The organism is Streptomyces sp. NPDC046985 (assembly GCF_040644415.1).
GTDB lineage: Bacteria > Actinomycetota > Actinomycetes > Streptomycetales > Streptomycetaceae > Streptomyces.
This window is the reverse complement of the sequence record NZ_JBEYWK010000011.1, coordinates 145,419-158,655: the sequence shown is the minus strand read 5'-3', so window position 1 is coordinate 158,655 and position 13,237 is coordinate 145,419. Positions and strand designations below refer to the sequence as shown.

The window sequence follows — 13,237 nt, the reverse complement described above, 5'->3', positions numbered from 1 at the left end:
GCGGGTATCGACCGCGGCGCCGCCGACGTACTCGAGTACTGCGAGAGGGAGGGCATCGGCTTCATCCCCTGGGCGCCGGTGGCCCAGGGAGAACTCGCCGCGCCGGGCGAACTCCTCGACCGCATCGCCTCCGCGCACGACGCCGCCCCCTCCCAGGTCGCCTGGCCTGGCTGCTCGCGCGTGCCGACGTCATCCTCCCCATCCCCGGTACCTCGAAGGTCGCGCATCTGGAGAGCGACGTCGCCGCGGCGGCCCTGCGGTTGACCGCGCAGGAGGTCGGACAGCTCGACCCTTCCCCGCTCGGGGACGCAGGCCGCTTGGCCGAGAGGCGATCAGAACGACGAGGACTGCATCATGGTGGGGGAGTGGAAGACCGAGGCTCCGCTGCCCGCACACCCCGGACCGGAGCGGAGGAATGGCGCCATGTCCAACGGTGACCTTCTGATGCGTGTCGACAGCGACGGACGGGTGGTCGAGTGGTTGCCGGCGGCGCAGGAGGCGTTCGGCCTGTCCGCGCGGGAGGCGGTCGGCAGGTTCCTGCGCGAGATCCTGCGGGCGGTCGGTGACCGGGAGGGATCCCGGGCGCGAGCCCCGACCGCGGACTCGATGACCGCGAAGCCCGTGCTCAGCGGCTCGGCGGTGATCTGGGAGGTGCGGGGTGTCGCGGCGGATCCTGTGACGTCCGCGCGGGCACGCGACCTCGCGATGGTGTCGGATCTGTTCACCCACGCCCCGATGGTCCTGCACGTCCTGGACAGTCGACTGCACGTCATGCAACTCCAGGACTCACCGGGCGGAGCGCAGCGGACCGCGACCTGTCCTCTGCCGGGTCGGCCGTTTCCCGAGGCCGTCGGACTGAGGGATCCCGGGGCGGAGGAGGCGGTGGCACGCCGCGTGCTGGAGACGGGCGAACCCGAGCTCAACCGCGTGGTGCGATCCGAGAGGGGCCGCCGCAAGGGCAGGCGCCGTTTCTACTCGGTCTCCTATGTGCGGATGGAGGGCGAGCGCGGCGAGGTGCTGGGGCTGGTCGCCTCGGCGCTGGACGTCACCGACCGCGAGCGGGCGCTCCAGCGCGTCCAGGTCATCGCGGACGTCCGCCGACGCGTCAGCGAACGGCTGGAGATCATGTCGGCCTGCCGGGAACTGGTGGAAGCCATCGTGCCGGCGTTCGCGGGCCTCATGGTGGTCGAGGTCGTGGAGGACGTCATACGGGGCGAGGAGCCGCCGCTGGCCCCCATGGGCCAGGACGTGCCGCTGCGGCGGACCGCGTTCAAAGGGCCGGTGGCGGCGTACCCGGTGGGCGACGTCCGGCCACTGCCCGACGGCACCCCCTTCTCCCGTGTGCTGGCGGACCTGAGACCGCGGCTCGTCGCCGTACAGGAGGACAGCGTGTGGCTGTCGGCCGATCCGTGCCGGGGTGAGGCCATCCGGCATGCCGGGGGGCGTTCCCTGATCGTCGCGCCGCTGGCCCTGCGCGGACAGGCCCTGGGAGTCGCCAGTTTCTACCGACTCGCGGGCCAGGAGCCGTTCGACGAGGACGACGTGTCCCTCACCTCCGACGTGTGCGCGCACGCCGCGGTGTGCATCGACAACGCCCGGCGCTACACCAGGGAACGCACCATCGCGTCGACGGTGAAGCGCAGGCTCCTGCCGCAGAAGCCCGCGGCGCCGTCCACCGTGGAATGCGCCCCCCTGCACATCCCCGGATCGGGGGGAGGAGCGTGGTTCGACGTGATCGAGCTGTCCGGGGCGCGTACCGCCCTGGTGCTCGGCGACGTCGGAGGCAGTGACCTCTCCACCGCGACGGCCATGGGGCAGTTGCGCATCGTCATCCACTCGCTGGCCGGACTGGACCTGGAGCCGGACGAGCTGATGTCGCAACTGCACGAGAGCGCGAAGCGCCTGGCCGCGGAACGCGCCGCTCTGCTGGCGGCCGACCCGCTGAACCGCGAGCCACTCGTCGCGGGCTGCCTGATCGCCGTCTACGACGCGGTCGACCAGACGTGCACCTTCGTCCGCTGCGGAGTGCCCGACCCTTACGCCTTCCTGCCCGACGGCAGGTCGTCCCTCCTGTCCATCCCCTCGGGGCCCGAGCTGGCCGGCCCGGAGAGCGCCCTGTTCGCCGCGACCAGCGTCCCCCTGCCGGCGGGAAGCATCTTGGTGATCGGCAACGAGGACCTGCTCACCTCGTCCGAGCGACTGTGCTCCCTGGTGCGCGAGGGCGCGGACAAGACGCTGGAGGAGGTCAGCGACTCCCTCGCCTACGCACTCGGCCGCGACGACGAGGAGGAGAGACTCCTCCTGCTGGTGCGCACGAAACCGCTCCCCGCCGAGCAGGTGCTCACCATGCCGCTGCCCCCGTCACCGTGTGCCGCGTCGCTGGCGCGCCAGGCCACGCTGGGGCAGCTCGAGAAGTGGAACGTCGGTGAGGAGGCGGCGTTCACCGCGGAGCTGATCGTCAGCGAGCTCGTCGGGAACGCGGTCCTCTACGGAGCCCCGCCCCTCCGGCTGCGTCTCATCATGGACCGGGACCTGACCTACGAGGTCAGCGACGGCGCCGACAGCGCCCCGCACCTGAAGCACGCCCGCCCGGTCGACGAGACCGGGCGCGGACTGTTCATCATCGCCAATGTGGCGGACAACTGGGGCACGCGGTACCACGACGAGGGAAAGACCGTCTGGGCCGAACAGTCCGCGGACGCCCTGCGGGAATGAGCCCGCGGGGAGTCCGCCTCGTGACCCTTCGCCTCCTGGCGCCTCGCGCTGGACGCCCCCGCCCACAAAACATCAGCGGCGGCATGAGCGGGCGCGGCGGAATTCCGCTGCCTTGCGTCGTGAATGCGAACACGCAAAGTCGTCGGGCGAGTACGCGACGTCCTGAAGGTCAATGAGTACGCGACGTCCTAAAGGTCAATGAGTACGCGACGTCCTAAAGGTCAATGAGGTGGAGTCCACGGCGGATCCAGGTGCCGCCGTATCCCGCCGGTGCTACGGTCGTGGATAGCCGCTTTCGGTCGAAAAGCCCCGTGTGCCGCTCAAGTCACGTGCACCGCTCACGTTCTGCGGTGTGAACGAGTGTCAGCGGGCGAACGACGTGCGGCTGTCTGAATTCTTTGAAGCGAGTGATTCCCGTCGAGTGGGCAATTCGGAGCACTCCATGGCGAAACAGCAGCCGGCTGAGCAGCGGACATGGGACAAGCGTCGTCAAGCCAAGCGAGAGCGGCTCACAGGGGCCGGGCGATACGTCGACGGCAAAGTCGTCAAGCACGACTCTCTCGTGCGGGTGTTGGAGACGGTCATCCGCCCCGGCGACAAGGTCGCGCTCGAGGGCGACAACCAGAAGCAGGCCGACTTCCTCTCGCGCTCGCTCGCTCAATGCGATCCCGGAACCCTCCACGATCTCCACATGCTGATCGGCTCCGTGTCGCGCAGCGAACACCTGGACCTCTTCGAGGAGGGAATCGCCTCCAAACTCGATCTCGCGTACGCGGGTCCGCAGAGCGTGCGCATCGCACAACTCGTCGGCGACGGAACCGTGTCGATCGGCGCGATCCACACGTACGTCGAGTTGTACGCCCGCATGGTGGTCGACCTCCTCCCCGACGTGGCCCTGCTGTGCGCGAGCGCGGCGGACGAGGACGGCAACCTCTACACCGGGGCCAACACGGAGGACACGCCCACCATCGCCGAGGCGGCGGCCTTCCACGACGGAATCGTCCTCGTCCAAGCCGACCAGATCGTGGGCGCCGACGACCTGCCCAGAGTCGACGTCCCCGGCGACTGGGTGGACCTGGTCGTCGAGGCGGACCGGCCCTTCTACATCGAGCCGCTCTTCACACGCGACCCCCAGGGCATCACCGAACTGCAGATCCTCCAGGCCATGCTGGCGCTGCGCGGGATCTACGAACGCCACCAGGTCGTCTCGCTGAACCACGGCGTCGGGTTCAGCACCGCGGCGATCGAACTGATCCTGCCGACCTACGGCGAGAAGCTGGGACTCAAGGGCAGGATCTGCCGCAACTGGACGCTGAACCCGCACCCCACGCTGATCCCGGCGGTGGAGTCGGGCTGGGTCGAGACGGTCCACAGCTTCGGCGGCGAGTCCGGGATGAACGAGTACGTGGCCGCGCGGCCCGACGTGTACTTCGACGGGCGGGACGGCTCGTTGCGCTCCAACCGGGTGCTGTGCCAGCTCGCCGGGCAGTACGCCATCGACATGTTCGTGGGCTCCACGCTCCAGATGGACGGCGAGGGCAACTCGTCGACGGTCACCGAGGGACGGCTGTCGGGGTTCGGCGGCGCGCCGAACATGGGCCACGACCCGCACGGACGGCGGCACTCGACCCCGGCGTGGCTCGACCTGCACTACGGAGAGGGCGCCGCCATGCGCGGCCGCAAACTGGTCGTGCAGATCGTGGAGACCTTCCAGTCCAGCGGCACTCCGACCTTCGTCGAGTCGCTCGACGCCATCGAGGTGGCGAAGAACTCCGGCATGCCGCTGCCGCCGGTGATGATCTACGGCGACGACATCAGCCACGTGGTCACCGAAGAGGGCGTCGCCTACCTCTACAAGGCCGATTCACTGGAGGACCGCAAGGCCGCCCTAGCCGCGATCGCGGGCGTCACCCCTCTGGGGCGCGGCGCCGACCCGAAGGAGCTGGAACGGCTGCGCCGCGACGGATTGGTGGCGCTCCCCGCCGACCTGAAGGTCGACACCGCACTGGCCAACCGGTCGCTGCTGGCCGCGCGCAGCATCGGTGACCTCGTCGCATGGTCGGGGGGCCTGTACGAGCCGCCGGCGAAGTTCCGCAACTGGTGAGCGGAGAGCCGATGACCACCACCGTCACCGCCACGTCGACAGCGCGGCCTGCCGAGGCCGCGCTCACGGTCCCCTCGCGTGTCCTCGGGGAGCACGCCGCCGGGGCGCTGCGCGCCGAAGCCCTGCTGACGCCCAAACCCGGACTGGTGGACGGACGGGGCTCGGGCGCGCACGACGACATGACCCTCGCGGCGCTGCTGCTCTCCGCCGACGCCCTCGCCCTGCCGATCGCCCGTTGCGCCGAGGCGGGCGCCGCCCTGCCGCTCGGCTGCGACCTGCGGGCCGCCATCGGCGCCGTCGGGCGGGCGGGCGAGCAGCGGATGATGGCCGCCGCCGGCGGGGTGAACACCCACCGGGGGGCGCTCTGGGCGCTCGGCCTCCTCGCCGCCGGGCTGGCCGCAACCGGCACCGCGACCGGGGCCGGGCGCTTCGCGGCCCGCCTCGCGTCCCTCGCCGACCCGGCGCCCGAAGCCGCCCGGCGGCTGTCCCACGGCGCGCGTGCGCGTCTGCGCTACGGCGCTTCGGGCGCCCGGGGAGAGGCCCGGCGCGGATTTCCCCACGTCACACGTGTCGCGTTGCCCGCCCTGCGTGCCGCGCGACAGGCCGGACACCGCGAGGACGTCGCCCGCACCGACGCTCTGCTGGCCTCCATGGCGACGCTTGAGGACACCTGTCTGCTGCACCGGGCCGGTCGTGAGGGCCTCCACGCCGTCCGGCGCGGGGCCGCGGCGGTCCTCCGGGCCGGCGGATCGGGCGACGACCGGGGCCGCGGGCTCCTGGACGACCTCGACCGCCTGTGCCGTGCGCGGCGCCTGTCCCCCGGGGGCAGCGGAGACGTCCTGGCGGCAGCCCTCTTCCTGGACTCGGCCACTACTGCGGGCTGGAGAAACTGACATGCGCACCCTGACATACGAGTTCGCCGCCTCGACCCGTCCGTCCCACCGCGCCCATGTCGGCGTCGTCGGCTCCGGCGACCTCGAAGTGCTCCTCGAACCCGACGGCGAGACCGGCACTCCCGGACACGCCCGGGTACGGGTGCGCACCAGCGTCGAGGGCTTCGACGAGGTGTGGCAGGCGACGCTGGAGCGGTTCTTCGCCCGTGTGCCCGTGCTGGGCTCCTGGGAGCTCAACGACTCGGCCGCCACACCGGCCCTCGTCACCCTGCGACTCCAACAGGCGGCCGCGGCCGCCGGGGCGGTCGACGCCGCCCAGGAAGACGCGACCGGTGTGCCGGAGTACCCGACCGGTGCGCGCAAGGACACGAACGGTGGGGAGAAGGCGCCATGACAGCCACCAGGGGAACCGCCTCCGCCGACACGGCGCGCGCCCTCGGAGCGACCGCCGACGGCAGGACCGTCGACTGGCAGCAGGTGCTGCACCGCAGCAGCTTCCTCGAACTCGACGCCCTCGGCCGGGCCACCGCACTCCTCGACACGGGCACGCCCCGGGTCCTGTGCGGACCGTTCGAGCGCCTCGAATCCCCGTGGCTGGCGCCGCAGGACGTGACACCGCAGTCCGACGACGGCGTGGTGATCGTCCGCGGCGCCGTCGACGGCGTCCAGGTCGTGGTCATCTCCCTCGAGCAGCGCTTCCAGGGCGGCGGCATCGGTGAGGTGTCCGGCGCCAAGATCTCGCAGGCACTCCGGCTCGCCGCCGCCGAAAGCCGCTCGGGCACGCCGATCCCCGCCGTGCTGCTGCTGGAGACCGGGGGCGTCCGGCTCCAGGAGGCCAATCTGGGACTCAACGCGGTCGCCGAGGTCTGCTCGGCGCTGCTGGAACTGCGCCCCCTCGCCCCCGTCGTCGGCGTCGTCGCGGGGACGGTGGGATCGTTCGGCGGCGTCAGCATCGCCACCGGCCTGTGCACCCACGTCATCGTCACTCCCGAGGCCAGGATCGGTCTCAACGGCGCCTCCGTCATCGAACAGGAGGCGGGCGTCGAGGAGTTCGACTCGTCGGACCGCGCACTGATCTGGGCCGTCGACGGCGGCGAACAGCGCCGCCGCACCGGTCTCGCGGACGCGCTCGAGGTCGACGACACCACCGCGCTGCGTGACGCCGTCAGCCGGGCCGTCAGCGCCGGCCCGCTGGAACCGGGCACGCACCGCAGCGAGCGACTCGACGTGCTCCAGGCCCGGCTGGCCGCCATCGACCCGTGCGACCCCCCGCAGCCGTCCCGGCTGGAGGAGATGTGGGGCGACGCGTACACCGCGCCGGACGCGCCGCCCGCCCCCCGGCGCCACGAACGCGACGACGAGCCGCGCTCGGGGGCGGCGCGGTCCGCGGCCCTGAAGCCCAGCGAACGAGGACGCAGGTGGATCACCGCACTCGCTCGCGGTTCCACTCCGCGGCCGGTCATCGACTCGGTGCTGCGGGCCGACGCGGACGGCATCACCTACCTGGCCGTCGTCCCCGACCCGCACAACCCGTTCTACCGGGCCCGGCAGGGGCAGGTGGGTCTGACCGAGTGCGCCGCACTGGCCGCGACCATGCGCGACATCATGGAGGAGGACGCCGACCGCGACGAGCGCCGCGCGATCGTCGCCGTGGTGGACCTGCCCAGCCAGGCCTACGGCCGGATCGAGGAGATGGCGGGGCTGCACCAGGCCATCGCCACGGCGGTGGACGCCACCGAGGCCGCCCGTGTCGCCGGACACCCCCTCGTCTCCGTCGTCGTCGGCCAGGCGCTCTCCGGCGGATTCCTCACCCACGGGCTCCAGGCGTCCCGGATCCTCGCCCTGAACGACGACGGCGTGCAGATCCACGCCATGCACAAGCAGGCCGCGGCGAAGATCACCCGGCGCACCGTGCAGCAGCTCGACGAACTCGCCGAGAAGGTGCCCCCATTGTCCTACGACGTCAAGGACTGGGCCACGCTCGGCATGTGCGACGGCCTCCTCGACGTCGACGACGCCGACGAGCCGACAGACGCCGACGTCGACACCGTGACCCGCGCCGTCGAAGACGCCGTCGCCCAGGCCCGGTCGGGCCCCCGCGACCTGTCCCACCGCCTCGACAACCCGGCCGCGAAGAAGAACCGCAAGGCGTCCAGAGCGGTCCGTGACACCCTCGCCGGGCAGTGGAACGAGCACTGATGCCCACGGACCCCCTCCGCCCGCACGACCTGCTACGGCTGAGCCGCCCCCGCGCCCTGCTCACCGGCGCGGACCCCGCCTGGGTCGGCGCCGCGCTCGCCGCCGCGCCCTGGGCGGTGGTGCGCCGCCGCCGCGCGGCGCCGGGACACGTCGCCGTGGGCGTACGGGGCGCCCGGCGATCCGAGCGCCACGCGGCGTCCACGCCCGTCGTGAACGTCGCCGACACCGTGCGCCCCGAAGACCTCTGCCGCCTGGCGGACACCCTGGAGCCGCGGACGCCGGCGCTGTCCGCGCTGCGCCGCGTGGCGCCCGTGCTGGACGGCCTCGGCTGCCCCTGGGGGCCGACGGGAGGCGTCGGCTTCGAACTCGCCACCGGGCTGGCGGTGACCACACGGGACAGCGACCTGGACCTCGTCCTGCGTCCCCGCACACCGCCGACGCCGGCCTGGGCGGCCGACGTGGCCGAGCGGCTCTCCAGCCCCGCCGTGCGCGTCGACTGCCTGCTGGAGACCGCCGCAGGAGCGGTGGCCCTCGCGGAACTCGCCGCCGCACCGGACCACCTGGCCCTGCGCACCGACCAGGGCCCCCGGCTGGCGCCCCTCGCGGAGGTGGCCGGGTGAGCATCGCACTCCTCTTCCCCGGGCAGGGCTCCCAGCACCCCGGCATGCTGCGGGACCTGCCCGACACGCCGGCCGCCGCTCGGGCCCGCTCCGAAGCCGCCGACACCCTCGGCTCCTTCGACGACGTCCCGGACCGACTCGACACCGCGGACGCGCTCCGCTCCACCACCAACACCCAGCTCGCCCTGCTCGTCGCGGGAGCGGTCACCGCGCGCGCCCTCATCGACGACCACCGCCTGCCGGTGGCGACGGTCGCGGGACACTCCGTCGGCGCCTTCCCGGCCGCGGTCGCCGCGGGCGTCCTCGGCCTCGCCGACGCCCTGCGCGCCGTCCGGACCCGAGGCCGGCGGATGGAGCGGGCCTGCGCCGACGCCGCATGGGGCATGGCCGCGCTGCGCGGGTTGGGCGCCGCCGCCGCCCGTCGACTCCTGGACTCGGTGGCCACCGAGTCCGACCCGGTGTGGATCGCGAACATCAACGCGGCCGACCAGATCGTGGTCAGCGGAACGCGCACGGCCCTGGACCGCCTCCGTGAGCAGGCGCCGGCCGCGGGCGCCACCGACATGACCGTCCTGGACGTCTCGGTCGCCTCCCACTGCCCGCTCCAGGACCCGACCGCGGACGCCGTCGCCGCGGTCCTCGCCCGGGTCGGCGTCGGCGCCCAGGAACGCGCCTACCTGGCCAACACCACGGGACGCAGAATCCTGCGCGACCCGGCGAAAGTGATCGCCGACCTCGCCCAAGCCGTCCGCCAACCGGTGCGGTGGTACGACGCCGCCCGTCTCATGCCCGAACTCGGCGTCACCGCCACCGTCCACGTCCCGCCCGGCCACGTCCTCACCGCACTGGTGTCCCGGGAGAACCCCGACGCGACACACGTCGCGATCGACGACATCGGACTGGCCGCCGCCGTGCGACGAGCCGAGCGAGGCGAGCGGCGGGCGTCCGACCAGCCTGGGAGGCAGCCGTGAACCCGACCACCCCCGACGGCGCCACCGCGGGTCCGCGGCCCGCGCCGGGCGCCCAGCCGCAGATCCGGGTGACCATGCGGCCGATCGGCACCGCCCTGCCGCTGGGCTACCTCGCCTTCGCCCTCGGCATGATCATGCTGTCCGGAGACGCCCTCGGCTGGTTCAAGGGCGAGGAGATCCTGCTCGGCCTGGTGCTCGCCGCCTACGTCTTCCCCCTACAACTGGTGGCCACGGTCATGGTCTTCCTGGGCCGGGACAGTGCGAGCGCCACCATCCTGGGACTGTTCACCACGAGTTGGCTCGCGCTCGGGCTGCTCGACGTCTTCAAACAGCCGGGGTCCCTGCCCACGGTGCAGGGCGTCTTCTCCCTCGCCTTCGGCGTCGCCGTTCTGGGCCTCGCCGTCGTGGCGTCGCTCGCGAAACCGCTGTTCGCCGTGGTCCTCGTCCTGTGCTCGGCCCGCGCCGTGGTCGACGGGGTGTTCATACTCACCGACGTCCCCGCGGTGGCGTTCGCCACCGGGTGCATCGCCCTGGCGACGACCGCGGGCGCCGCCTACCTGGGCTTCTCCCTGCTGATCGAGAACGCGTGGCCCCGGGCCGTGCTGCCCACCTTCCGCCGCAAGGCGGCCGCCGGCGCCCTGGAGGGCGACATCACCGCGGCACGCGCCGGGATCCTCGCGGAGCCCGGCGTCAGAGACCAGTTGTGACGCCGGGCCGCGCACCGCGGGAAGACTCCCCGTTCCTCACGATCGACCGAGGATCGGAAGGTCACTCCCCAAAGCCCCGGCGATCCCGGCGGCGCCGCTCACGCCCCCGTCGCTTCTCCGGCCTCACGGGCGATCCGGTCGAACTGGGCGCCCATGGCCTCGGAGAGGGCCATCGCGGCGGACAGCGGGCGGACCATGACGGTGAAGTCGTCGATCCGGCCCTCCTCGTCGAAGTGCAGGAAGTCGCAGCCCTGGATCCGCTTGCCGCCGACGGTCGCGGTGAACACGAAGGCGTGGTCGCGGCCGTCGGGGTTCGCGATCTCGCGGACGTACGCGAAGTCCTCGAAGACGCGCAGCACGCCGCGCAGGATGGCGGCGGTGATCGCCTTGCCCTCGTACGGCTTGAACGCCACGGGACTGGTGAAGACGACGTCCTCGGCCAGCAGCGCCTCAAGGGCCGCCTCGTCCCGGTCCTCGACGGCCTTGCGGAACGCGTGCATCGAAGCTCCCTAGTAAATTAATTGAGTAGGTGCACCGGAGCGTAAGCCGCGGCGCGCAGGGTGTCCACCCTGGCCGCCCCTCTCCAGCCCGCCCCCTCGGCCACCGGATAAGGTCGGCTGATGGCGTTGCGCGACGCGGTGATGGCCGCTCTGCTGGAGGGCGAGGCGTCCGGCTACGACCTCGCCAAGGGCTTCGACGCGTCCGTCGCCAACTTCTGGACCGCCACGCCCCAGCAGCTCTACCGGGAGCTGGAGCGCATGGAGGGCGAGGGGCTGATCTCCGCCCGGGTCGTCGTGCAGGAGCGCCGGCCCAACAAGCGGCTGTTCTCGCTCACCGAAGCCGGGATGGCGGCCGTGCGCGACTACGTCGCCGGGCCCCCGGGCAGACCCCCGGCCATCCGGGACGAGCTGCTGGTCAGGGTCCAGTGCGTCGACGTCGGCGACGCCGAGGCCGTGCGCGCGGCGATCACCGAGCGCAGGGAGCGCGCCGAGACCAAGCTCGCGCGCTACGAGCGGCTGCGCGAACGCCTCCTGGACGGGCGCACGGAGGACGAGTACTGCGCGCAGGCCGAGCGGATCGGACCGTATCTCACCCTGCTGCGCGGCCTGTCCTTCGAACGCGAGGACATCCGGTGGTGCGAGATCGCGCTCAGCCGACTGGAGCGACGCGCGCAGAAGACCGGGTCGGGGCCCGCCCGCGCGACGCCCTGACCCCGGTCTCCGGGCCCACCCGGCGCGTGGGGCGGCGGCGGGGCGTGCAAGAGAGCGCGAGGCATGAGCCTGTGGGCCGTGAGAGCGCGGGGCATGCGCGCGCGGGACAATGGAGTGCGCGCGGCGGCCAGCGGCGCGGAACCCCGTCGATCCCCAGCCCCGCCCGGACAGAACCGCCCGCACCCTTCGGAAGACGCATGCCCCCTCCCCGCGACGGCTCCGGCCCGCACCAGGACAGCCTGTTTCCGATCGCTGACCTGCTCCCCGAGGCCGGACCCCGGCCCGAAGCACCCTCCGGCGCCGCGCCTTTGCCCGACGAACCCGCCGCGCCCGCGGACGCCCGCGCCGCCGGCTCCCGGGCGACCGGCTCCGCGGCGAGCGGCGACCCGGCCGCGGCGCGGCTGCTCGACGTCCGGGAGATCCACGCGGAGCCCGCGGCGATGGTCTCGCCGCGCGGCCGGCAGATCCTGGCCCGGTTCCCGGCGGCCCGGCTGATCGAGGTGGACTCCCACTGGCGCATCCCGCACCTGCACGGCAACGAGGGCAACGTCGACCGGTGGGTGCGCGTGAAGTCCGAGACGCTGGTCCTGGGCGTGCGCAAGACGCTCAGCACCCGGCCCAACGGCCGCTCCGCCGACTGGATCGCCCCCGGCGCGTCCAACGGCTGCGCCATGGCCTGCGCCTACTGCTACGTCCCGCGCCGCAAGGGGTACGCCAACCCGATCACCGTCTTCACCAACATCGACCGCATCGTCGCCCACATCGGGGACCACGTCGCCCGCCAGGGAACCAAGCCCGAGCCCAACCAGTGCGACCCCACCGCCTGGGTCTACGACGTCGGAGAGAACGGCGACTGCTCGGTCGACGCCCTGATCTGCGACAACACCGCGGACCTGATCCGTGCCTTCCGCTCCTGGCCGACCGCAAAGGCCAGCTTCGCCACCAAGTTCGTCAACCGCGACCTGCTCGACCTGGACCCCCGTGGCCGTACCCGTATCCGCTTCTCGGTCATGCCGCCGCAGGACTCCCGGCTGCTGGACATCCGTTCCAGCCCGGTGCCCGAACGGATCGCCGCCGCCGCGGACTTCCTGGAGGCCGGGTACGAGGTGCACTTCAACCTGTCGCCGGTGGTGCTGCGGCCCGGCTGGGAGGCGGACTGGGCCGAGTTGCTGCACTGCTTGGACGACGTGCTGCCGCGGGCGGTGAAGGCGCAGGCCGCCGCCGAGGTCATCCTGCTGACCCACAACCGCGACCTGCACGAGGTCAACCTCGGCTGGCACCCGCGAGCGGAGGAGGTGCTGTGGCGACCGGAACTCCAGCAGGACAAGCGGTCGCAGAACGGCGACCGCAACGTCCGCTACCGCAACGAGATCAAGGCTTCCGCCGTACGCCGGCTGCGGGAGACGGCGGCGGCCCACGCCCCCTGGCTCACCCTCCGATACGCCTTCTGAGAGCGAAGGCCCTGAGAACGGAGGCCGCCTCCCGTCTTTGGCCGCCCCCCCCGGTCTCCGGCCGCCGCCCCCGTCTCCGGCCGCCGTCTTCCGTCCCCAGCCACGCGCGAGCCCGCGGCGCCGCGGGCCGTCCTCGGAGTGCGGGACGGCCGCGGCGCCGCGGGCTCGGTGCAGCGGTGGAGGCGCGACGTCAGAGGATCATGTCGTAGGCGTTCCAGCCATCGGTCATCCGCACGCGCGGCGCGAACGGGGCGGTGGTGCTCCCGGCGCCCCGGTAGAACCACAGCACGCCGTCCTTGTCGCGGGCGACCAAATCGGGCGCGCCGTCGCGGTCCAGGTCGCTCGGGCCGGTCAGCACGTCGTAGC

Annotated in this window: 11 protein-coding genes and 1 pseudogene; 11 read left to right on the top strand and 1 reads right to left on the bottom strand. The window is 72.7% G+C overall.

Annotated features, from left to right (window positions below):
• Positions 1-9: 9 nt before the first annotated feature.
• The 9 genes and pseudogenes from ABZ861_RS16540 to ABZ861_RS16500 all read left to right on the top strand — a co-directional run.
• Positions 10-281, top strand: a pseudogene (locus ABZ861_RS16540) (aldo/keto reductase); the annotation flags it as partial.
• A gap of 142 nt (positions 282-423) precedes the next feature.
• Positions 424-2,715: a SpoIIE family protein phosphatase gene (locus ABZ861_RS16535; RefSeq protein WP_361630249.1), complete on the top strand. Its 2,292-nt coding sequence runs from the start codon at positions 424-426 to the stop codon at positions 2,713-2,715.
• A 442-nt stretch (positions 2,716-3,157) separates the two neighbouring features.
• Complete coding sequence (gene mdcA / locus ABZ861_RS16530) at positions 3,158-4,819, top strand: malonate decarboxylase subunit alpha (RefSeq protein ID WP_361630246.1); 1,662 nt, start codon at positions 3,158-3,160, stop codon at positions 4,817-4,819.
• An 11-nt stretch (positions 4,820-4,830) separates the two neighbouring features.
• On the top strand, positions 4,831-5,712 hold the full coding sequence (locus ABZ861_RS16525) for a triphosphoribosyl-dephospho-CoA synthase (RefSeq protein ID WP_361630243.1): 882 nt from the start codon (positions 4,831-4,833) through the stop codon (positions 5,710-5,712).
• Between the two features lies 1 nt (position 5,713).
• Positions 5,714-6,106 (top strand): malonate decarboxylase acyl carrier protein, encoded by a 393-nt coding sequence (gene mdcC, locus ABZ861_RS16520; protein ID WP_361630241.1) that lies wholly within the window; start codon positions 5,714-5,716, stop codon positions 6,104-6,106.
• Positions 6,103-7,911, top strand: a complete 1,809-nt coding sequence (mdcD, locus tag ABZ861_RS16515; protein WP_361630238.1) for a biotin-independent malonate decarboxylase subunit beta — start codon at positions 6,103-6,105, stop codon at positions 7,909-7,911. Before mdcC ends, mdcD begins: the two co-directional genes overlap by 4 nt.
• Entirely contained in the window at positions 7,911-8,531 is a 621-nt protein-coding gene (locus tag ABZ861_RS16510; protein WP_361630235.1) for a malonate decarboxylase holo-ACP synthase, read from the top strand. Before mdcD ends, ABZ861_RS16510 begins: the two co-directional genes overlap by 1 nt.
• Complete coding sequence (locus ABZ861_RS16505; RefSeq protein ID WP_361630232.1) at positions 8,528-9,502, top strand: acyltransferase domain-containing protein; 975 nt, start codon at positions 8,528-8,530, stop codon at positions 9,500-9,502. The genes ABZ861_RS16510 and ABZ861_RS16505 overlap by 4 nt, the downstream gene beginning before the upstream one ends.
• A complete protein-coding gene (locus ABZ861_RS16500; protein WP_361630229.1) occupies positions 9,499-10,209 on the top strand; it encodes a hypothetical protein in 711 nt (236 codons plus the stop codon). The genes ABZ861_RS16505 and ABZ861_RS16500 overlap by 4 nt, the downstream gene beginning before the upstream one ends.
• 98 nt (positions 10,210-10,307) lie before the next feature.
• Here ABZ861_RS16500 and ABZ861_RS16495 read toward each other — a convergent pair whose 3' ends face one another.
• Positions 10,308-10,709 carry a nuclear transport factor 2 family protein gene (locus ABZ861_RS16495; RefSeq protein ID WP_361630226.1) on the bottom strand — a complete coding sequence of 134 codons (402 nt, stop codon included), beginning with the start codon at positions 10,707-10,709 and terminating at the stop codon, positions 10,308-10,310.
• Positions 10,710-10,829: 120 nt separating this feature from the next.
• Here ABZ861_RS16495 and ABZ861_RS16490 point away from each other — a divergent pair, with 120 nt between their 5' ends.
• Both ABZ861_RS16490 and ABZ861_RS16485 read left to right on the top strand, forming a co-directional pair.
• Entirely contained in the window at positions 10,830-11,420 is a 591-nt protein-coding gene (locus ABZ861_RS16490; RefSeq protein WP_361630223.1) for a PadR family transcriptional regulator, read from the top strand.
• A 197-nt stretch (positions 11,421-11,617) separates the two neighbouring features.
• A complete protein-coding gene (locus ABZ861_RS16485; RefSeq protein ID WP_361630220.1) occupies positions 11,618-12,871 on the top strand; it encodes a spore photoproduct lyase family protein in 1,254 nt (417 codons plus the stop codon).
• Positions 12,872-13,237: the final 366 nt, after the last annotated feature.

Excerpts from the sequence above, each read along its gene's own strand:
- mdcD (WP_361630238.1), top strand. The coding sequence starts at position 6,103 with ATGACAGCCACCAGGGGAACCGCCTCCGCCGACACGGCGCGCGCCCTC.
- ABZ861_RS16490 (WP_361630223.1), top strand. The coding sequence starts at position 10,830 with ATGGCGTTGCGCGACGCGGTGATGGCCGCTCTGCTGGAGGGCGAGGCG.
- mdcC (WP_361630241.1), top strand. The coding sequence starts at position 5,714 with ATGCGCACCCTGACATACGAGTTCGCCGCCTCGACCCGTCCGTCCCAC.
- mdcA (WP_361630246.1), top strand. The coding sequence starts at position 3,158 with ATGGCGAAACAGCAGCCGGCTGAGCAGCGGACATGGGACAAGCGTCGT.
- ABZ861_RS16510 (WP_361630235.1), top strand. The coding sequence starts at position 7,911 with ATGCCCACGGACCCCCTCCGCCCGCACGACCTGCTACGGCTGAGCCGC.
- ABZ861_RS16525 (WP_361630243.1), top strand. The coding sequence starts at position 4,831 with ATGACCACCACCGTCACCGCCACGTCGACAGCGCGGCCTGCCGAGGCC.
- ABZ861_RS16495 (WP_361630226.1), bottom strand. The coding sequence starts at position 10,709 with ATGCACGCGTTCCGCAAGGCCGTCGAGGACCGGGACGAGGCGGCCCTT.
- ABZ861_RS16535 (WP_361630249.1), top strand. The coding sequence starts at position 424 with ATGTCCAACGGTGACCTTCTGATGCGTGTCGACAGCGACGGACGGGTG.
- ABZ861_RS16485 (WP_361630220.1), top strand. The coding sequence starts at position 11,618 with ATGCCCCCTCCCCGCGACGGCTCCGGCCCGCACCAGGACAGCCTGTTT.